The following is a 20,061-nucleotide window of genomic DNA, read 5'->3' on the forward strand; positions in this document are numbered from 1 at the left end:
TTGTGGCGCCGTGGACTTCCGGCCCACCCCACGTCTCCGAGCACCGGCGCCAAAAATATACGAGTCCAGGGACCTGCCCCGGAGGCCCCGGCACCCGCCCCGTACCGAACCACCGACACCAAGAACCCACCCCACCCACCACGAGGTCAAGGTGCCCCCAAGAGAACACCGCTTCGCCGCCGTAGACCTCGGCGCGTCCAGCGGCCGCGTCATGGTCGGCCACGTCACGCCGGACACGCTGACGCTCCACGAGGCGCACCGCTTCCCCAACGACCCGGTGCGCCTGGGCGGCACCCTGCACTGGAACATCCTGTCCCTCTACCAGGGCGTCCTGAACGGCCTCAAAGCAACCGCCGCAACCACCACCAAAACCCCCCTGACCAGCATCGGCATCGACACCTGGGCAGTCGACTACGGCCTCCTGGACGCCACCGGCGCGCTCCTCGCCACCCCAGTCCACTACCGCGACACCCGCACCACCGGCGCATCCGAGAAGGTGGCGACAACGCTCCCACCGAGCGATCTCTACGCCGCCACCGGCCTCCAGCACCTCCCCTTCAACACGATCTACCAGCTCATCGCCGCCCAGGGCACCCCCGCCCTGGCCGCCGCCCACCGCCTGCTCCTGATCCCCGACCTCATCTCGTACTGGCTGACGGGCGAGGCGGGCACGGAGCTGACGAACGCCTCCACCACCCAGCTCATAGACCCCCGCACCCGCACCTGGTCCCGCCACATCGCAGACACCCTCAACATCGACCTGTCCCTCTTCCCACCCCTCCGGACCCCCGGCACGCCCGCCGGAAACCTCCTCCCGGACGTCCTCGCCGAAACCGGCCTCCCACACCCCACCCCCGTAACGGCGGTCGGCTCGCACGACACCGCCTCCGCCGTAGTCGGCGTCCCCGCCACCACCCCCCGCTTCGCGTACATCGCCACCGGCACCTGGTCGCTGGCCGGGCTGGAGCTGGACGCGCCGGTCCTCACCGAGGCGAGCAGGCTGGCGAACTTCACCAATGAGCTGGGCGTGGACGGCACGGTGCGCTATCTGCGCAACATCATGGGCCTGTGGCTGCTCCAGGAGTGCCTGCGCACCTGGAAGGACACCAACCAAGAACACCACCTCCCCACCCTCCTGGAAGCAGCAACCCACGCCACCCCGCTCCGCTCCGTCGTGGACGCGGGCGACCCCGCGTTCATCGCGCCGGGCGACATGCCCGACCGCATCGCCGCCGCCTGCCACCGCACCGGCCAGCCCGCACCCCGTACCCCCGCCGAGACGACCCGCTGTGTCCTGGACTCCCTCGCCCTGGCGCACCGCCGTGCGATCGAGGACGCCACGCGCCTGTCGGGCCGTACGGTCGACACCGTGCACATCGTGGGCGGTGGCGCGCACAACGCACTCCTGTGCCAGCTCACCGCCGACGCCTGCGGCCTCCCCGTGGTGGCGGGCCCGGCGGAGGCGGCGGCGCTCGGAAACGTCCTGATCCAGGCGCGCACGGCCGGAACGATCAGCGGCGGGCTGCCGGAACTCCGCGCACTCCTTCACAGCACCCAGCCGCTGAGGCAGTATGAGCCCACAGGTGATCACTCGGCGTGGGACAGGGCAGCATCCCGCCTGGACAGCAAAAAGGTCACCGCGGCCGAGGAGGAACCGTGCGGGTAGCGCTCTTCATCACCTGCGTCAACGACACGCTCTATCCACGCACCGGCCAGGCCGTGGTCACCCTGCTGGAACGCCTCGGCGTGGAGGTCGGCTTCCCCCCGGAACAGAGCTGCTGCGGACAGCCGCAGTTCAATACGGGCTACCGCCACGAGACGGAACCCCTGCTCCGCCGCTACGCCACCGCCTTCCGGGACTACGACTACATCGTCACGCCCTCCGGATCGTGCGCCGCGATGGTGCGCGACAACTATCCGAGGATGGGCGCGAAGGCCGCCGCCGAGGGCCGTGGCCAGGAACTCTCGGACCTCGCGGCAACCGTCGTCCCGAAAACCCTGGAACTGACCGAGTTCCTGACCAACGTCCTGAAGGTGACGGACGTGGGCGCGTACTACCCGCACACCGTGACGTACCACCCCACCTGCCACGGCCTGCGCATGCTCCACCTCGGCGACCGCCCGCGCACACTGCTCTCCGCCGTCAAGGGCCTGGACCTGGTGGAGCTGCCGGGCGCGGAGGAGTGCTGCGGTTTCGGCGGCACGTTCGCGGTCAAGAACGCGGCCGTGTCGGCGGCGATGGGCGCGGACAAGGCGCGCAACATCACGGCGACCGGCGCCGAGGCGATCTGCACGGTCGACAATTCCTGCCAGATGCACATCGGCGGCACGCTCGCCCGCCAGGGTTCGGCGGTCCGGCCGGTGCACATCGCGGAGATCCTGGCCAGCACGGAAGGAGATGTCTGGTGAGCGGTACCCACCAAGCCACCTACCTGGGAATGCCCGCCTTCCCGGCGGCGGCCGACGCCTCCACCCGCGACACCCAGCTGCGCGCCAATCTGCGCCACGCCACCCACACCATCCGCGCGAAGCGCGCCACGGCCGTGTCCGAGCTGGACGACTGGCAGGGGCTGCGCGCCGCGGGCGCGGCCATCAAGGACCGTACGCTGCGCCACCTCGACCACTATCTGGAGCAGCTGGAGAGCGCGGTCACGGCAGCCGGGGGCCAGGTGCACTGGGCGGCCGACGCGGACGAGGCGAACCGGATCGTCACCGAGCTGGTACGGGCCACGGGCGAGCGCGAGGTCGTCAAGGTCAAGTCGATGGCGACGCAGGAAATCGGCCTCAACAACGCCCTCTCCACCGCCGGGATCACCGCGTACGAAACGGATCTCGCCGAGCTGATCGTGCAGCTCGGCGACGACCTCCCGTCGCACATCCTGGTCCCGGCGATCCACCGCAACCGCGGCGAGATCCGCGACATCTTCACGGAGCGGATGGCGGGGTGGGGCCGCCCGGCCCCGGAGGGCCTGACCGACGCGCCCGCCGACCTGGCGGAGGCCGCCCGTCTCCACCTCCGCGAGAAGTTCCTGAACGCCAAGGTGGGGATCTCCGGCGCCAACTTCATGATCGCGGAGACCGGCACCCTGGTGGTGGTCGAGTCCGAGGGCAACGGCCGTATGTGTCTGACGCTCCCGGAGACGCTGATCTCCGTCGTCGGTATCGAGAAGGTGGTCCCCACCTTCCAGGACCTGGAAGTCTTCCTCCAGCTCCTCCCCCGCTCCTCGACCGCCGAGCGGATGAACCCGTACACCTCCACCTGGACCGGCACCACGGACGGCGACGGCCCGCGCACCTTCCACCTCGTCCTGCTGGACAACGGCCGCACCGACACCCTCGCGGACACCGTGGGCCGCCAGGCGCTGCGCTGCATCCGCTGTTCGGCGTGTCTCAACGTGTGCCCGGTGTACGAGCGGGCGGGTGGCAACGCGTACGGCTCGGCGTACCCGGGCCCGATCGGCGCCATCCTCACCCCGCAACTGCGCGGCACGCAGAGCGAGTTGGACGCCTCGCTCCCGTACGCGTCCTCGCTGTGCGGCGCGTGCTACGAGGTGTGCCCGGTGGCCATCGACATCCCCGAGATCCTGGTGCATCTGCGCGAGCGGGTGGTCGAGGGCGGCCCGGCGTCGGTGCGCGGGACGCGCGCGGTGGTCAAGCCCGCCAAGGGCCACGCGGCGGAACGGGCCGCGATGCGGGCCGCGCGCTGGGCCCTGGACCACCCCGGGGTGCTGCGCACCGGCCAGCGCCTGGCCGCCCGCACCCGCCGTTTCCACCCGCGCCGCCTGCCGGGGCCGGGGCGGGCGTGGAGCGACACCCGGGAGGTGCCGAAGGTACCGGCGGAGTCGTTCCGCGACTGGTGGCAACGGACGCGGGGCGCCGCGCAGGCCGACCACGACGCGAGGAAGACCCGATGACGGCGCGGAAGGCGACGGCGCGAAACACGACGGCGAGGAAGACCCCATGAGCACCCCATCCGGTCCGTCCGGCTCCCGCGCCCTGGTGATGGCCCGTATCCGCCGCGCCCTGGCCGACGTCCCGCGCGCCGAGACGCCGCCCGAGGTGGCGGTCGACCGTACGTACCACCGCGTACACGGCGACCGCACCACCGCCGGGACCGTCGACCTACTCGCGGAGAACCTGGCCGACTACCGCGCGATCGTCCACCGCACCACGGCCTCCGCCCTGCCCGCCCTCATCGCGAGCCTGCTCACCGCGCGCGGCGCCACGAGCGTGGTCGCCCCCTCCGCCCTCCCCTCCGAATGGCTCTCGGCCACAGACGTCGTACGGCTGACGGACTCCCCCGACCAGACACCCCACGACCTGGACGAGGTATCCAGCGTGGTCACCGCCTGCGCGGTGGCCATCGCCGAGACCGGCACCATCGTCCTGAACGCCGACACCGACCAGGGCCGCCGCCGCATCTCCCTCGTCCCCGACCACCACATCTGCGTGATCCGCGTCCCGTCCCAGGTCGTGGACTCGGTCCCGCAGGCCCTCGAACTCCTCGACCCGGCCCGCCCGTTGACGTGGATCTCGGGCCCGTCGGCGACGAGCGACATCGAACTCGACCGCGTGGAGGGCGTCCACGGCCCCCGCACCCTGGAAGTCGTCCTCGTAGCGGACTGAGACCCGGAGACCCGGCTCCACAATCGAACACACCGCCTACCCTTCGTCGCTCGCGGTGATCGAGTGTCGTACGGTGCTGGTTGGATGGGGGCTGTGTCGAACGGGGAGGGCGAACGGTGAGCGGTGGCGAGGGCGGCGCCAAGGGTGGCAACGCGGACCTGGCTCTGGGAGAGGATTCGCAGGCGCTGATCGTCAAGGGTCTGCGCGGGGCGATCGATGAACTGCGGTCGATCGGCTCGGCGTCGGGCGCGGAGATGGGTGCCGGGTTCGACGAGCTGTCCATGACGTCCATGGAGGCCGGACACAACGGCCTGGCCAAGGACTTCGAGGACTTCTGCGAGCTATGGGACTGGGGCGTGCGCGGCCTCATCGAGGACGCCAGCAAGCTCGCCGAGAAGGTGGGACTGGCGGCCGGCTCGCAGTGGGAGCAGGAGCAGTACGCGCAGGGGACGTTCAAGGTCACCGCGAACGCGATCGCGGGCAATCCGCACCTGAGCGAGAAGGAAGTCGTCAAGAAGGACTGGGACGAGCTGTACTCGTCCGACACCTACGACCCCGACTACAGCAAGGAGTCCTTCGAGAAGAGCTGGTCCGGCGCCCAGCAGACCTGGGAGACCACCCGCGAGGAAACGTCCCAGGCGGCGCCCGGCCTTCAGCGCACCAGCGAGCAGTTCGCCCAGCAGGCGACGGAGAAGGGTGACCGCTGATGGGTCTCGGTGACCTGACGCCCGACTGGCTGGACGACGCCGCCGAGAAGGGCACCGAGGTCGTCGGCGACGGCATCGAATGGGCGGGCAACAAGACCGCGGACGGGCTGGACAAAGTCGGCTGGGAGAGCGGCGCGGACGCGGTCCGCGACACGTCCCGTTCCGCCGCGAACTACCTGGGCGCGGACGTCGCCGAGATGCAGCTCGGGGAGACCGAGGACCCCAAGAAGCTGATCTACGGCAGCGCGAGCAGGATCCGCTCCACGGTGAAGCACCTCAAGGACTTCCAGTCGGCGTTCGAGAAGGTCGGCAACGGCCTGAAGGCGCTGGACTCCTCCCACTGGAAGGGCGAGGCCGCCAACGCCTTCCGGGACGAGGTGTCGGTCAAGCCGAAGGAGTGGTTCAAGGCCGCGGACGCGTGCAAGAAGGCCGCCGGGGCGCTGGACGACTTCGCCGGGACGGTGGAGTGGGCACAGGGCCAGGCGCGGGAGGCGATCGACGCGTACAAGGCGGCCAAGACCGCCTCCGAGGAGGCCCGTTCGGCGCACAACGCCAAGGTGGACACGTACAACACGGCCGCCGAGGCGTACAACACGAAGGCGGAGTCCGGAAAGGACCCGGGCACCAAACCCACCAAACCGGGAGAGTTCCACGACCCCGGCACGGCCAAGGCGAAGGCGGCGCAGGAGAAGCTGGACGAGGCGCGGCGCCAGCGGGACGAGGCGGTCATCGCGGCGCGCAAGGCGGTCCAGCAGGCCAAGGACGCGGCCCCGCCGAAACCCTCGTACGGCAAACAGCTCGGAGACGGGTTCGAGGGCCTGCGACTGGACTCGATGCACTTCACCGGCGGCGTCCTCAAGGGCACCGCCGGGCTCATTGGTTTCGCGCGGTCGATGAACGCGCTCGATCCGTACAACCTCACTCATCCCGCCGAGTACTTCACGAACCTGAACAACACCGCGGCAGCGCTGCACACGGCGGCGAGCGACCCGGGCAAAGCCTTCAACCAGATGCTGGGGGAGTTCCGCAAGGACCCCACCGAGGCCACCGGCCGCCTCCTCCCCGAACTCCTCGGCACCAAGGGCGCGGGCAGCTTGAAGGGGGTGGCGCGCCTGGGCAAGGCGCGCAAGGCCCTGAAGAACGATGGACCGCACGGCCACGGGCAAAGGGACGGCGACAAGACGTGCGGCTGGGACCCGATCGACCTCGCCACGGGGAAGATGTTCCTGCCGCAGACCGACGTCTCCCTGCCCGGTGCATTGCCGCTGGTGTTCACGCGCCGGGTCGAGTCCGGCTACACAGCGGGGCGCTGGTTCGGACCGTCCTGGTCGAGTACGGCGGACCAGCGGCTGGAGATCGACGCCGAGGGTGTCGTCTTCATCAGCGAGGATGGCCTGCTGCTGTCCTACCCGCACCCGGCCCCGGATGTCCCCACCCTCCCCGAGGCGGGCCCCCGCTGGCCCCTCGAACGCGACCCCCACGGCGACTACACCCTCACCGACCCCGCCACCGGTCACGTCCGCCACTTCAACGGTCCGCAGGATATAAATCCGGGCGGCGACGGGATCGCACTGCTGGAGCAGATATCCGACCGCTCCGGCCACTGGATCACCTTCGAGTACGACGCAGAGGGCACCCCGACCGCCATCGCGCACAGCGCCGGGTACGAGCTGAAGCTCAGCACCGCCGAGGGCCGGATCACCGCCCTCCACCTGGCGGGCGCGGCCGAGGACGGCGGCGACCAAGAGCTGATGCGTTACGCCTACATCGACGGCAACCTCACCGAGGTCATCAACTCCAGCAGCCTGCCCCTCCGGTTCGAGTACGACGACGACCGCCGCGTCATCGCCTGGACCGACACCAACAACCGCCGGTACGACTACGTCTACGACCACCGCGACCGCTGCATCGCCGAAGGAGGCGAGGCAGGCCATGTATCCATCCACCTCTCGTACGACGAGGTCGACCAGGCAACCGGCCACCGCGTCACCAAAGTCACCACACCTGAGGGCCACACCACGCGGTACCTCGTCAATGACAAGGCACAGGCGGTCGCCGAGACCAACCCCCTGGGCCACACCACCCGCACCGAGTACGACCGCTACGACCGCATCCTTTCCCGCACCGACGCGCTGGGGCGCACCGCGGCTTTCGTCTACGACGAGGCAGGCCACCTCACCCGGATCACCACCCCCGACGGCAGCGAGTCCACGGCGACATACAACGACCTCGGCCTGCCGACGTCCATCACCGGCCCGGACGGCGCCACCTGGACCCAGACGTACGACGAGGCGGGCCACCGGACCTCGTCCACCGACGCGGCGGGCCACAGCACGCACTACGCCTACGACGCGTACGGCCACCTCTCCTCCGTCACCAACGCGCTGGACGAAACCACGCTGGTCCACTGCGACAAGGCGGGCCTCCCCGTAAAGATCACCGACCCCCTGGGCGCGGTGACCCACTACGAACGCGACGCCTTCGGCCGCCCCGTCACGATCACCGACGCGGTCGGCGCCACAACCCACCTGACCTGGACGGTGGAAGGCAAACTCACCCGCCGCACCAACCCCGACGGCTCCACGGAGACCTGGACGTACGACGGCGAAGGCAACTGCACCACCCACACCGACGCCATCGGCGGCACCACCGGCTTCGAGTACACCCACTTCGACCTGCTCGCGGCCCGCACCGGCCCGGACGGCGTCCGCTACGAGTTCGAGCACGACACCGATCTACGCCTCACCCAGGTCACCAACCCACAAGGCCTGACCTGGTCCTACGAGTACGACCCCGCTGGCCGCCTCACCGCCGAGACGGACTTCGACGACCGCACCGTCACGTACGAACACGACGCTGCCGCCCAGCTGATCCGCCGCACCAACCCCCTGGGCCAGGCCATCACGTACGAGCACAACACGCTGGGCCAGATCACCCGCAAGACCGCCGAAGACCAGGTGACGACCCTCACCTACGACCCAGCAGGCCGCCTGACCGCAGCCACCGGCCCCGACACGGAGGTGGTCTACCAACACGACCGCCTGGGCCGAATCAAGTCCGAGATGGTCAACGGCCGCGTCCTGGCCCACTCGTACGACCCCCTGGGCCGCCGCACCCGCCGCGTCACCCCGAGCGGCGCGATCACCACATACGCCTACGACGCGGCAGGCAACCGCACCGCCCTGACCGCAGGTGGCCACACCCTCGCCTCCGAACACGACGAGGCAGGCCGCGAGACAACCCGCCACATCGGCGACGCGCTCACCCTCACCAACACCTGGGACCCCCTGGGCCGCCTGACCACCCAGTCCCTCACGAACGCATCCGCCACGTCCCCCATCCAACACCGCGCCTACACCTACCGTGCGGACGGAAACGTTACTGCTGTGAACGACCGTCTGAGCGGCCCGAGCGCCTTCGACCTCGACGCGGCAGGCCGTGTGACAACAGTCCGCGCCGCTGGCTGGACCGAAACCTACGCCTACGACGAAGCAGGCAACCAAACCCAAGCAACCTGGCCCTCAAAGGGCGCACCCCAGGAAGCCACCGGCGAACGCACCTACACCGGCACCCGAATAACCCGCGCCGGCAGCCGGCGCTACGAACACGACGACGCAGGCCGTCTCACTCTCCGCCGGAGAACCCGCCTGTCTCGCAAACCCGACACCTGGCACTACACCTGGGACGCCGAAGACCGCCTCACAAGTGTCACCACCCCCGACGGCACGGTGTGGCGCTACCTCTACGACCCCCTCGGCCGCCGCACCACAAAGCAACGCCTCGCCACCGACGGCGAAACCGTCCTGGAGCAGACCGACTTCACCTGGGACGGCCCCATTCTCATAGAACAAACCACCGCCACCCCAGACCTACCGAACCCAGTCACTCTCACATGGGACCACGACGGCCTGCGCCCCATAGCCCAGACCGAACGCATCACCGAAGCTACCACCCAGCGCGAAATCGACGCCCGATTCTTCGCCATCATCACCGACCTCGCCGGCGCCCCAACCGAACTCGTCGACGAATCAGGCACCATCGCCTGGCACACCCGCTCCACCCTCTGGGGCACCACCACCTGGGCCGCCAACAGCACCGCCTACACCCCACTTCGATTCCCCGGCCAATACTTCGACCCCGAAACCGGCCTCCACTACAATTTCCACCGCTACTACGACCCAGACTCCGCCCGCTACCTCTCCCCCGACCCACTCGGCCTGGCGCCATCCCCCAACCCCGCGACCTACGTCCACAACCCCCACACCTGGACAGATGTCTTGGGGTTGGCCCCGGATTGCCATCCTGACGCGGAACCAATGCCGGGAGTCGTTTTTCGCGCACTGACCAAGGGAGAAGATCCTGCACTAGGATTGACGGCTCGCGCACCCGACGCTACACACGTCTCTCCGTTGTCTCACGTCGCAGGAAAGCGCCAGAGCCCATGGATATCGACATCGATGCTCCCTGAGACTGCTCTTGGGAAGTACAATTCCGGTAACGGGGTCGTTGCTATTGATCTTTCCAGAGTACCTAGCCGCATTGAAGACGTATCGTCAGGCTTCCCAGGAAAGGGAAGGATCGACCTCTACGCAAAAAAAGACCAAGAAGTGCTCATATTTCAACACGTCCCCGCAGACGCGATCATAGGATATTGGGAATGAAACATTCGAGCCCTGAAGCCCTTGAAGCCCTTGACTTTGCCTGGGATGACGAATCAGGCTTCCTCGGACTACTACGCTCCGGTCAATTCTCCTCATCACTAGCCGAGGAGTATCTGGGGGTTCTTAATTCCGTCGAGATCCCAGAGGGGGAAGAGCTACATCCAGACTTCGTTCGACTGACTTGGTTTACCCCCCTCTTCATGGAATGGCAAATCGATAGAGCTGTCGAACGCGGCGCGAACAAGCAAGAACTCGTCGATGCCATAGACCGAATCCGCGAGCGAATTATGGAAATCCTTGGAACTCCATGAACCACACTTAATATGCCGCCGCATACCTAGCCGACGAGGCCTAGAGCCAAATTTGAGGGATTTCTTGTGCGTTCACCCACGTGGCGCCAGTGAATAAGGTCGGACACATCCACTCCGGGGACGAGGAAGGGAAGTACGTCAAGATCCAGGAACTCGCCGACTCCCCGCCGAGCTATCTGATCCTGACAGCCCGCGACCGAGACTTCCGGAACGGTTGTGGAGACTACTGGGTGGAGGACCGTGAGTCGCTGGAAGCGTTCTTCGTCGAGGGCGGTTGGATCGTTGAGTGGAGTTGAGCGAGCGAGGCGCATTCCGGCAACCGACTTCCGCGGATCGCCTCAGACGTACGTCGCCCAGTTGGCGGTCACGGCCGAGGGGCTGGAGTCGCTGTGGGGATGCGCCGACACCACCCGTGACGACCTCGGCGAATGGTTCACCTTCGCATTCGCACTCCCGAGCGGGACCCTGGCAGCCCTAGTCCGAGAGATCCACAACGCGCCCTCGCCCGGCTACATCCTGACGGCGTTCGGCCACGCCGACGCCCGCGGCCTCCTGGCCGAGTTCATTACCGCGTCAGGCATGACACCCGAACACGTCACGCATCAAACCGCTTCTCAATCGCCGACATGACGGGGACCAACGCTGACCTCGCGGGGGCTTTCCCTTCGCAGCTCGTGCATGACGTGCGCGCCGTTCTGGCCGTCATGCCAGAACCGCAGCATCCCTTCATGTCGCCGTTCCCGGTCGACGTGTCCGGCGAGACCGTCAGCATCCCCTCCCGGATCTACAACGATGAGCCACCCGCCGACGCGGAGCACCGGCTCACTGCGACACAAGTGGGTATCCTCCACTGCCTGTACTCACGCCACGGCGACGGAATGATCCGCCAGCGCCACCTGGAGGAGATCGTCCGCTCCGACGAGCCATGGGTGGTCCCGTTCGTAGTGCAGCTGGTCGGCGAATACGTCGTGGAGATCCTGGACGCGATCCGGATCGGCATCGCCGACGTGGCCACTCCGGGGTCCGCACAGCGGCTCCTGTACGGGGAATTCATCGCGCGCAACCCGGCGTTCTTCGCGCGGACCGAGCGCCGGGTGGTGAGCTACTGGTCTCATTACTACCGGCGCGAGTACCCGGCGTTCGGCGCATACCCCGGCTGCCTCGTCCTGGGCCTTCTGCGGGCAGCTGCCGCCGACCGCACCGGCAGGCGTTGGCCCCGTCACACGCCACCCGGGCTCACCTCTACGCTGTCGCCATGCCTGCCGACCGCGCCCCCGAGCCCGTCCTGATCCTCTGGGACGTGGACCAGACGCTGGTCAGCATCAAGGGCGGGTGAGCCGCAGCCTCTACGAGCTCGCCTTCGAGAAGGTGACAGGCAAACGGCTCGGCGGGCTGGCGGACATGGCGGGGCGCACCGAGCAGGCCATCATGGTGGAGACGCTGCGTCTCAACGGGATCGATGAGCCGGAAGCGCTGTTCGGCGAGTTCTACGCCGCGCTCACGGCGGCAGCCGAAGAGCTGGAGGGGCGGATGCGCGCGGTCGGGGTGGTGTTGCCCGGTGCTCGGGAGGCCATCGCCTCGTGTGCCGGGCGGGGCGCCGTGCAGTCGGCGGTCACCGGCAACCTTCGCCCGGTGGCCATCACCAAGCTGGCCGCGCTCGGCCTGGGCGACGGGCTCGACTTCGCGGTCGGCGGCTACGGCGACGACGGTAGCGATCGAGTCGACCTCGTGCGGTTGGCGCGCAAGCGGGCGTCGGAGAAGTACGGGCACGCCTTCGACGGCAGGCGGACCATCGTCATCGGGGATACGCCGCACGATGTTCGCGGGGCCCTCGATGCCGAGGCTCTGGCCGTGGGGGTCGCCAGTGGCCGTAGCGAAGCCGGGGAGTTGAGCGAGGCCGGGGCGGAGATCGTGTGGGCGAGTCTCGTCGATTTCAGCCCTGAGGCACTGGGGTGGCGGAGGTAGCGGCCTCAGGCCTCAGCGCTCCCCCAGGACCGCTCGGATCACGTGGCGGGCGTTGCGGGCCATCGCCGGGGTTCTCGTCCGGTGGTACGGGAGGGCGATCAGGGCCTGGGAGAAGGTGCGGGCTCGGCCTCGGGTCCAGGTTGCATCGTCCACGGCCAGCGCGTCGCGGAAGGCCGCCCGCGCATCGGGCGGGAGGAGGCCCCAGGCCGGAAAGAGGTCGCAGGCCGGGTCGCCGACGCCCATGCAGCCGAAGTCGATCACCGAAGTGAGGCGACCGGTGGCATCCACCAGCAGGTTGCCCGGCATTAGGTCGGCGTGCAGCCATACCGGCGGGCCGGGCCAGTCGGGGGTGTGCAGGGCGTCGTTCCATACAGCGAGAGCGGCGTCGCAATCGACGTCCTCCTCCGGGATGGCGCGCAGTTGCTCGATCGCCGCCCGGGTCTCCGTGTCGAGGGTGGCGAGGGGGCCGCCGCGGTAGGCCCTCGGGGCGTCCGGCAGGGAGACGCCGCGCATCGCCGTCACGAACCCGGCCAGGTCCTTGGCCAGCAGCGACGGTTCGCTCAGTGCGCCTTCCTTCGGGTTCTCCCCCGCCAGCCACCGGTGCACCGACCACGGCCAGGGGTATCCCTCGGCAGGCTCCCCGGTGCCGAGCACTTCGGGGATGGCCGTGGGCAGCAGGGGTGCGAGGCGGGGCAGCCACTTCCGTTCCGTCGATACGTCCTGGGCTCCGCCCGCCACCAGCGGTAGCCGTACGGCCATGGCATCGCCCAGCCGGTACACGGCGTTGACGGTGCCGCCGGACGGGAACCGTTCGACGGCCAGCGCCGCCCATTGCGGGAATTGTCCGGCGATCAGCCGCCGCACGAGAGCGGCGTCGATGGGGGTCATGAGGCACTATCTGACCCCCGTACGCCCACGGGGGCAACTGCTTTTCGAGCGACCGCCCCGGGAGCCCGCAGGATGCCCGCCGCGCACGCGGCGATCACGCAGAAGGCCACCGGCAGGAAGAAGGTGAGGTTGAGCGGTACGAGGTGGGTCAGCGGGCCGATGACGGCGGGGCCCGCGAGCACGCCGAGGTAGCCGAGGCCCGCGACGCGGGAGACGTTGGCGCCCGCCGTGGACTGGTCGGTGTGGCCCGCCGCGCTGAAGAGCTGGGGTACGCAGCCGGAGAGCCCGGCACCGAACACGGTCCAGCCAAGCAGCGCCAGCGGAATCCAGGGCGAGAGCGCGGCCACGGTCATCCCGAGCGCGGCTACGGAGGCGCCATAGCGGAGGATGGCCACCGGGCCGAACCGAGCGGCCACGCGGTCGGCGAGCAGGCGGCCGAGCGTCATGGCGGTGGCGAAGGCCCCGAAGGCGAGGGCGGCGGTGGCGGCGGGCGCGTCCAGTACGTCGCGCAGATGGAGCACGCTCCAGTCGTTGGCCACGCCTTCGCACAGCATGATCATCAGGGCCAGGGCGGCCAGCGTCCAGATGCGGCGGGGCGTTCGGTAGCGGGTCTTCGCCCCCGAAGCGACGGTCTCCGATTCCGGAGCGGCCGCAGGCCGTAGCAGCCCGAGGGACGCCACCGCCGCGACGGCGAGGCCGAGGGCCGCCGTCCCGGCGAGGGTCGCCGCCGGGCTCCAGCCCCAGCCGAGCGTACGGGCCCCGACGAGCGAGGCGAGGACACCGCCGAGGGAGTACGTGGCGTGGAAGGCGGACATCACCGGCCGCCCGTAGCCGCGTTCGACCTCGATGGCATGGGCGTTCATGCTGACGTCCAGGCAGCCGTTGCCCACCCCGAACACCAGCAGGGCCGCGCCCAGCGTCCAGACGTTCGTGGCCAGGCCCGGCAGGATCACGGTGGCGCTGCACAGCGCCGCGCCGAACGGTACGACGACGCGGGTGCCGAACCGGTCGGTGAGGGGTCCCGCGAGCTGCATGGCCGCGAAGGCTCCCGCGCCGAGGAGCAGCAGGAGCCAGCCGAACATGGCGTGGCCGGTCCCCGCGCGGTGCTCGATGCCGGGGATGTGGACGATCCACATCCCCATGAGGAAGCCGTTCAGGGCGAAGTAGGCGAAGGTGGCCAGCCGGGCGGCCCGCAGCGATCTCTCCATGCATCGAACGTAGCGAACAAAGAAGATGTTCGTAAGGTTGCCTTTCGAGCACCAGGTGTGTTCAATCGCACCATGACAGGCGCAGATCGACTGAGGCAGATCACCGAGGCCGTCCGCAGCGCGGGCCGTGCCGGGGTCGCGGAGCTGGCCGCGCTCACCGGCGCTTCGGAGATGACCATCCGGCGCGATCTGGAGACGCTGGCCGCCCAGGGCGTTCTGGAGCGCTACCGGGGCGGGGCGAGGAGCCTGCTGCTGCGCGGCGAGGAGCCGCCGTTCGCGCTGCGCGCCCACGAGGGGCTGGACGCCAAGCGGCGCATCGCCGAGGAGGTCGCCGGGCTGATCGCCGACGGGGAGTCCGTCGTCCTCGACAGCGGCACCACCTGCCTGGAGGTGGCCCGGGTGCTGGAGCTGGAGCACCGGCGGCTGACCGTGATGCCGCTGTCCCTGCACGCGGTGAACGCGCTGACCGGCGCCCCGCAGGTGACGCTGCTGGTGCCCGGCGGGCGACCCCGGCCGGGCGAGCTGGCGCTGACCGGCCCGCTGACCCAGGCGTCGCTAGCCGCACTCCGCTTCGACACCGCCGTCATCGGCTGCTGCGGGCTGAACGCCGCGGACGGGCTGACCGCTTACGACATGGACGACGCCGCCGTGAAGCGCGCCGCCATCGCCTCGTCCCGCCGCGTGATCGCCGTCGCCGAGGCCGCCAAACTCGCCCGCACCGCCCTGGCGTTCGTCGCCGCCGCCTCCGCACTGGACGCGGTCATCACGGACGGGAGCGCGGCGGACGACCACACCGACCGGCTGGCCGCCACCGGTACGGTCGTACGGAAGGTGTGACCAGGAACAACGCACAGACCACGCCGGGGCATATGCCAGACCGGGCGTCAGGGGAACACTCGCGCCGAGGATGCGTTGTTCCTCACATACCGCGGGTAACAGCCCAGTTGAGAGGTTTAGGCCACAGCGCTTGTCAGTGGCTGCCCCTACTCTATTGGTCATGCGTCCGACTCCTACTCCCCAGAGCCCTGCCTTACTGACCACCTCCACCGACCAGGCCAACGAGGCGATCCGCGTCTTCCTGCGGGCCCGGGCCGGGCGGGCCCTGCGGCCTGCCGAGCGGGCGGAGTACGGGCGGCTCCTCGGGGTGTACACGCGGGCGCTGCGCGGTGAGATGGAGCAGGCGGCCTGAGAAGCAGACCGCCGACCACACCTGGGGGCGGGTCACGCGATGCGTGCAGCGGGGAGAGTCGTACTCGGTACGGCGTTAGCGGGGTTCATCGGGGTTGCGGGGATCGGGGGGTACAACCTCTATACGGGGTTGACCGGCGGCAGTGGGCCGTCGGTTCCGGACGGCGCGGTGACGCCGGCCGATGTGAAGGACACGGCGCGGGAGTTCCTGGCCGCGTGGGCGGATCAGAACGACCTGAAGGCCGCCGCGTACACGAACGACGCCCAGAGCGCGACCACCGCGCTGAGCCGCTACCGCGAGGACGGCCGGGTGACGAAGCTGACGCTCACGGCGGGCGAGGCCCACAGCGCCACGGTGCCGTTCCGGGTCGAGGCGGAGATCGCGTATCGGGGGAAGGGTTCGACGTGGACGTACGACTCGGAGCTGACCGTCGTGCGCGGCCGGACGACGGGGAAGCCGCTGGTGGACTGGAAGCCCGCGGTCATCCACCCCAAGCTCGCGCCTGATGAAACGTTACAGACGGGCCTGGCGGACGATCAGCCGGTCCGGGTGCTGGACCGGAGCGGCGAGGAGCTGAAGCAGGGCAGCCATCCGTCCCTCGATCCGGTGCTGACCTCGCTGCGGGGGCGCTACGGCGACAAGGCCGGTGGCGCGGCCCGGATCGAGGTGACGGTGGTCAGGGCCGACGGGTCGGCCGGGACGACGCTGCATGTGGTGGCGAAGGGCAAGCCCGGAAGTCTGCGTACGACGCTGGACCAGCAGGTGCAGCGGCGCGCGGAGGCGGCCGTGAGCGAGCGGAACGGGGCGTCCGTGGTGGCGCTCAAGCCCAGCACCGGGGAGATCCTCGCGGTGGCCAACTCCGACCGGGCCGAGTTCAACGCCGCGTTACAGGGGCAGACGGCGCCCGGCTCGACGTTCAAAATCATCACCGCAGCCACCCTGCTGGAGTCGGGCAAGGTGACGCCCGCCCAGCGGGTGCCGTGCCCGAAGACGACGTCGTACGCGCAGGGCATGACGTTCCATAACGTCGAGGACAGCGAGAACCCGAGCGCCACCTTCGCGCAGGACTTCGCGGCCTCCTGCAACACCGCGTTCGTCTCGCTCGCGGGCTCCATACCCGACGACGGGGTGGCGCAGGAGGCGCGGGCGGTGTTCGGCATCGGGCTCGACTGGCGGGTCGGCGTCTCGACGTTCGACGGCTCGGTGCCGACGGAGGGCGGGGACGGCAAGGCGGCGGCGGTCATCGGGCAGGGCACGGTGCAGATGAATCCGCTCACGATGGCGTCGGTGGCGGCCACCGTGCGGACGGGCGTCTTCAAACAGCCGGTGCTGGTGCCCACGTCCATGGACCGGCGTACGGTCGCGACGGCACAGCGCGGTCTGAGCCCGGCGGCCGTGCGACAGCTGAAGGGCATGATGCGGCTGACGGCGACGAGCGGCACCGCGGCGACGGCGATGGCCGGGGTCAGCGGCGACATCGGCGCCAAGACGGGCTCGGCCGAGATCGACGGCCAGGCGAAGACCAACGCGTGGTTCACCGCCTACCGGGACGACATGGCCGCGGCGGCCGTGGTCACGGAGGGCGGACACGGAGGTGACGCCGCCGGACCCGTCGTACGGCAGGTGCTCGCGCCCCGCTGACGCCAACCACTCCGCCACCTCGTCCCGTTCACCCCGTCTCTCCTGCGGCTCCGCGCCCCCGACGCTTCGTACAAGGGTTGTGCGAAGGGGTTGTCTATGGTCCGGCGCACGCTCTAGCCTGGCGCGGCATCAGCCGCGAAAGCCAGCGAGCCACAGAGGGGATTCCGGCGTGAAGCGCACGTCCCGCGACATACGCACCGCCAACCGCTACGGGGTGCTGCGCCACATCGTCGCCGAATCCCCGGTGTCCCGGCAGGAGGTGGCCGCGGCGACCGGGCTGAGCCTGGCCACGGTCGCCAACCTCGTCGGCGAGCTGCTGGAGCTGGGCATGCTGGTCGAGGTCGGCTACGAGGACTCCGACGGCGGCCGCCCGCGCGGGCTGGTCGCCGTCAACTCCTCCGGGGGCGCGCTGATCGGGGTGGACGTCGCGGAGACGTACATCCATGTCGAGCTGTTCGACCTCGCCCTGACCGTACTCGCCCGCGCCGACGAGGAGTTGCGCCCCGAGCGCCCGGAGGAGAACGACCCGGCCAAGGTGGTGGCGCACATCGCCGCCGCCGTGGCGTCCGTGGCCGGGCAGGCGGGCATCGCGCCCGACCGGGTACTGGGCGTCGGCGTCAGCATGCCGGGGCAGGTGGACCGGGAGGGCGGGGTGTCGGTCTTCGCGCCCAACTGGGACTGGCACGACGTACCGCTGCTGAGCCTGCTGGCCGATCACCTCCCGTACCCCCTCTACCTGGACAACCCGCTGCGCGCGTGCACGGTCGCCGAGCAGTGGTTCGGCGCGGCGCGCGGGCGGGGCGACGCGGTCGTGGTGAACCTCGGTACGGGCGTGGGCGCCGGGCTGGCGCTCGGCGGGACGCTGCACCGCGGGGTCAGCAACAGCGCGGGCGAGTGGGGCCACACCACGCTCATCCTGGACGGGCGGCAGTGCCACTGCGGCGACCGGGGCTGTGTGGAGACGTACGTCGGCGCGCCGGGCATCATGCGGAATCTGCGCGAACTGGCCCCGGACAGCCCGCTGCTGCGCGCCGACGACCAGACGGCGACCATCGAAGCCCTGGGGCGGGGGCTGGCGGACGGGGACCCGGTGGCCGTGCGGGTGGTCCGGGAGACCGCCCGCTATCTCGGGGCGGGCCTCGCCGACCTGATCAACCTGCTCAACCCGGAAGTGATCGTGCTCAGCAGCTGGGTGGCGGCCGCGCTCGGCGAAGGGCTGCTGGCCGAGGTGCGCGCGGCGGTGGCCGGGCGGGCGCTGGGCCGTCCGCTGGCGAGCACCGAGATCGTGCTGTGCCCGATCCCGTCGAACCCCGTGAGCCTCGGCGCGGCGACCTTCGTACTGGAGGGCCAGCTCGCGTCCGTAAGCCAGAAGCAGCGCCGCGCGACGACTGCCAGGGCCCTCGGCGCACCCTCGTAACGAGGTGTGGGAGCGATCCCATTCCCGTGGTCGTTCGAATCCTCGAACCGTCCCAAAAGTCGCGCCGCCCACTTCGTCCAACCCCTTGCCGAAGTCTTCGTCTATGGCTAACGTCCCGCTGCACCACCGCACTTGGCCGTGTACCGAGAACGTGAACCGAGACAAGGACGTCACATGTCGGCAGTGAACAGAGCCAGGGATGCCAGGGATTGGGACCGCCGCAGCGTGCTGCGCGCCGTCGGCGGGGTGGCCGCCCTCGGCGGGCTCGCCGCCTGCGGGTCGAACACCGGCCGCGCCAGTGGCGGCGGCAAGTCGATCAAGCAGATGTACCACGCCTACGGGGAGCAGGGCACCCAGCAGGCCGCCAAGAAGTTCGCCGACGCGTACGACAAGGCGAAGGTCACCATCGAATGGGTGCCGGGCGAGTACGAATCCAAGCTGGCGACCTCCCTGCTGGGTTCGGGCCGCCCGGATGTCTTCGAATACCACCCCGATCTGCAATTGGTGCGCTCGAAGCAGATCGTCCCGCTGGACGACATCATCGCCGACGTCAAGGATGACTTCCTGCCGGAGGACATCACGGCGAATTCCGTGGACGGGAAGATCTACGGAATCCGCATGATCGACGACCCGCAGTTCTTCTTCTACCGCAAGTCCCTCTTCGAGGACGCCGGGGTCAAGCCGCCGACCACCTTCGACGAACTCATCGATATCGCCCACAAGCTGACCAAGGGCAAGATCAAGGGTCTCTACATCGGCCAGAACCTGAAGACCATCAGCAAGCCGCTCGTCTGGTCCAACGGTACGCACTACCTCACCGAGGACCACAAGATCGCGTACCACACGGATGAGCTGGAGGAGACGCTCACCAAGGCGCGGGAGCTGTACAAGAGCAAGTCGCTGCTGCTGGGCGCCCCGACCGAGACCTGGGACCCGACCAGTTTCGTGCAGGGGCTGTGCGCGATCCAGTGGTGCGGGATATGGGCGATACCGGCGATCCAGAAGGCTTTCGGCGACGACTTCGGAATCTTCCCGTTCCCCAAGTCCGGGACGAAGGGCCGCCCGGTGGTCTACAACGGCGGCTGGTCCACGTACGTCTCCGCCAAGGCCAAGGACGTCGACGGGGCCAAGGACTTCGTCAAGTGGCTGTGGATCGAGCAGAAGAAATACCAGCAGGAATGGGCCCTGGACTACGGGTTCCACATTCCCGCGCGCAAGAGCATCGCCGCCGGGGCGGACAAGCTCAAGGACGGGGTCGCGGCCGAGGCGGTCGAGCTGTTCAACAGCCACGGCATCTTCGACGACCCGTACTGGACCGAGGGCATGTTCAACATCGTGCTCGACGCGGTCGTCAACTCGGTGCGCGACAGCAAGAATCCCGCGTCCGAACTCGACAAGGCCGATAAGAAGATCGAGCGCGAGCTGAAGAAGCTCGGTTAGGCCTCGGC

Annotated in this window: 18 protein-coding genes; 16 read left to right on the forward strand and 2 right to left on the reverse strand. The window is 69.3% G+C overall.

All coding sequences use genetic code 11. The features are described 5' to 3' along the window. Positions 1-151 precede the first annotated feature (151 nt). The 11 genes from ACFV9T_RS05010 to ACFV9T_RS05060 all read left to right on the forward strand — a co-directional run bounded on the left by ACFV9T_RS05010 (position 152) and on the right by ACFV9T_RS05060 (position 12,270). On the forward strand, positions 152-1,666 hold the full coding sequence (locus ACFV9T_RS05010) for a rhamnulokinase family protein (RefSeq protein ID WP_385436687.1): 1,515 nt from the start codon (positions 152-154) through the stop codon (positions 1,664-1,666). After that, a complete protein-coding gene (locus ACFV9T_RS05015) occupies positions 1,657-2,409 on the forward strand; it encodes a (Fe-S)-binding protein (protein WP_385436688.1) in 753 nt (250 codons plus the stop codon). Before ACFV9T_RS05010 ends, ACFV9T_RS05015 begins: the two co-directional genes overlap by 10 nt. Positions 2,410-2,438: 29 nt before the next feature. Then, positions 2,439-3,914, forward strand: coding sequence for a lactate utilization protein B (locus tag ACFV9T_RS05020; protein WP_385436816.1), 1,476 nt, complete (start codon positions 2,439-2,441; stop codon positions 3,912-3,914). A gap of 46 nt (positions 3,915-3,960) precedes the next feature. Continuing rightward, on the forward strand, positions 3,961-4,626 hold the full coding sequence (locus tag ACFV9T_RS05025; protein WP_385436689.1) for a lactate utilization protein C: 666 nt from the start codon (positions 3,961-3,963) through the stop codon (positions 4,624-4,626). Positions 4,627-4,742: 116 nt separating this feature from the next. Continuing rightward, the gene (locus ACFV9T_RS05030; RefSeq protein ID WP_385436690.1) at positions 4,743-5,333 is read left to right on the forward strand and encodes a hypothetical protein; all 591 of its coding nucleotides are present in this window, start codon (positions 4,743-4,745) and stop codon (positions 5,331-5,333) included. Then, positions 5,333-9,994 (forward strand): putative T7SS-secreted protein, encoded by a 4,662-nt coding sequence (locus tag ACFV9T_RS05035; protein WP_385436692.1) that lies wholly within the window; start codon positions 5,333-5,335, stop codon positions 9,992-9,994. Before ACFV9T_RS05030 ends, ACFV9T_RS05035 begins: the two co-directional genes overlap by 1 nt. Next, positions 9,991-10,305 (forward strand): hypothetical protein, encoded by a 315-nt coding sequence (locus tag ACFV9T_RS05040; protein ID WP_385436694.1) that lies wholly within the window; start codon positions 9,991-9,993, stop codon positions 10,303-10,305. Before ACFV9T_RS05035 ends, ACFV9T_RS05040 begins: the two co-directional genes overlap by 4 nt. Before the next feature lie 80 nt (positions 10,306-10,385). Beyond that, positions 10,386-10,601: a hypothetical protein gene (locus ACFV9T_RS05045; RefSeq protein WP_385436696.1), complete on the forward strand. Its 216-nt coding sequence runs from the start codon at positions 10,386-10,388 to the stop codon at positions 10,599-10,601. A 61-nt stretch (positions 10,602-10,662) separates the two neighbouring features. Further along, a complete protein-coding gene (locus tag ACFV9T_RS05050) occupies positions 10,663-10,935 on the forward strand; it encodes a hypothetical protein (protein WP_385436698.1) in 273 nt (90 codons plus the stop codon). Next, the gene (locus ACFV9T_RS05055; RefSeq protein ID WP_385436699.1) at positions 10,932-11,594 is read left to right on the forward strand and encodes a hypothetical protein; all 663 of its coding nucleotides are present in this window, start codon (positions 10,932-10,934) and stop codon (positions 11,592-11,594) included. Before ACFV9T_RS05050 ends, ACFV9T_RS05055 begins: the two co-directional genes overlap by 4 nt. Positions 11,595-11,637: 43 nt before the next feature. Then, complete coding sequence (locus ACFV9T_RS05060) at positions 11,638-12,270, forward strand: haloacid dehalogenase-like hydrolase (protein ID WP_385436701.1); 633 nt, start codon at positions 11,638-11,640, stop codon at positions 12,268-12,270. A gap of 12 nt (positions 12,271-12,282) precedes the next feature. Here ACFV9T_RS05060 and ACFV9T_RS05065 read toward each other — a convergent pair whose 3' ends face one another. Both ACFV9T_RS05065 and ACFV9T_RS05070 read right to left on the reverse strand, forming a co-directional pair. Then, a complete protein-coding gene (locus ACFV9T_RS05065; RefSeq protein ID WP_385436703.1) occupies positions 12,283-13,158 on the reverse strand; it encodes an aminoglycoside phosphotransferase family protein in 876 nt (291 codons plus the stop codon). Further along, entirely contained in the window at positions 13,155-14,366 is a 1,212-nt protein-coding gene (locus tag ACFV9T_RS05070) for an MFS transporter (RefSeq protein ID WP_385436704.1), read from the reverse strand. The genes ACFV9T_RS05065 and ACFV9T_RS05070 overlap by 4 nt, the downstream gene beginning before the upstream one ends. A 72-nt stretch (positions 14,367-14,438) precedes the next feature. On the opposite strand from ACFV9T_RS05070, the gene ACFV9T_RS05075 reads away from it, so the two are divergent. The 5 genes from ACFV9T_RS05075 to ACFV9T_RS05095 all read left to right on the forward strand — a co-directional run bounded on the left by ACFV9T_RS05075 (position 14,439) and on the right by ACFV9T_RS05095 (position 20,053). Further along, positions 14,439-15,203, forward strand: a complete 765-nt coding sequence (locus ACFV9T_RS05075) for a DeoR/GlpR family DNA-binding transcription regulator (protein WP_385436705.1) — start codon at positions 14,439-14,441, stop codon at positions 15,201-15,203. Positions 15,204-15,363: 160 nt separating this feature from the next. Then, positions 15,364-15,555: a hypothetical protein gene (locus tag ACFV9T_RS05080; protein ID WP_009713521.1), complete on the forward strand. Its 192-nt coding sequence runs from the start codon at positions 15,364-15,366 to the stop codon at positions 15,553-15,555. A 39-nt stretch (positions 15,556-15,594) separates the two neighbouring features. Beyond that, a complete protein-coding gene (locus ACFV9T_RS05085; RefSeq protein WP_385436707.1) occupies positions 15,595-17,196 on the forward strand; it encodes a penicillin-binding transpeptidase domain-containing protein in 1,602 nt (533 codons plus the stop codon). A 169-nt stretch (positions 17,197-17,365) separates the two neighbouring features. Next, positions 17,366-18,613, forward strand: coding sequence for an ROK family protein (locus tag ACFV9T_RS05090; protein ID WP_385436709.1), 1,248 nt, complete (start codon positions 17,366-17,368; stop codon positions 18,611-18,613). Between the two features lie 174 nt (positions 18,614-18,787). Continuing rightward, entirely contained in the window at positions 18,788-20,053 is a 1,266-nt protein-coding gene (locus ACFV9T_RS05095; RefSeq protein WP_385436711.1) for an ABC transporter substrate-binding protein, read from the forward strand. Positions 20,054-20,061: the final 8 nt, after the last annotated feature.

This window comes from Streptomyces sp. NPDC059850, from assembly GCF_042731515.1.
Lineage (GTDB): Bacteria > Actinomycetota > Actinomycetes > Streptomycetales > Streptomycetaceae > Streptomyces.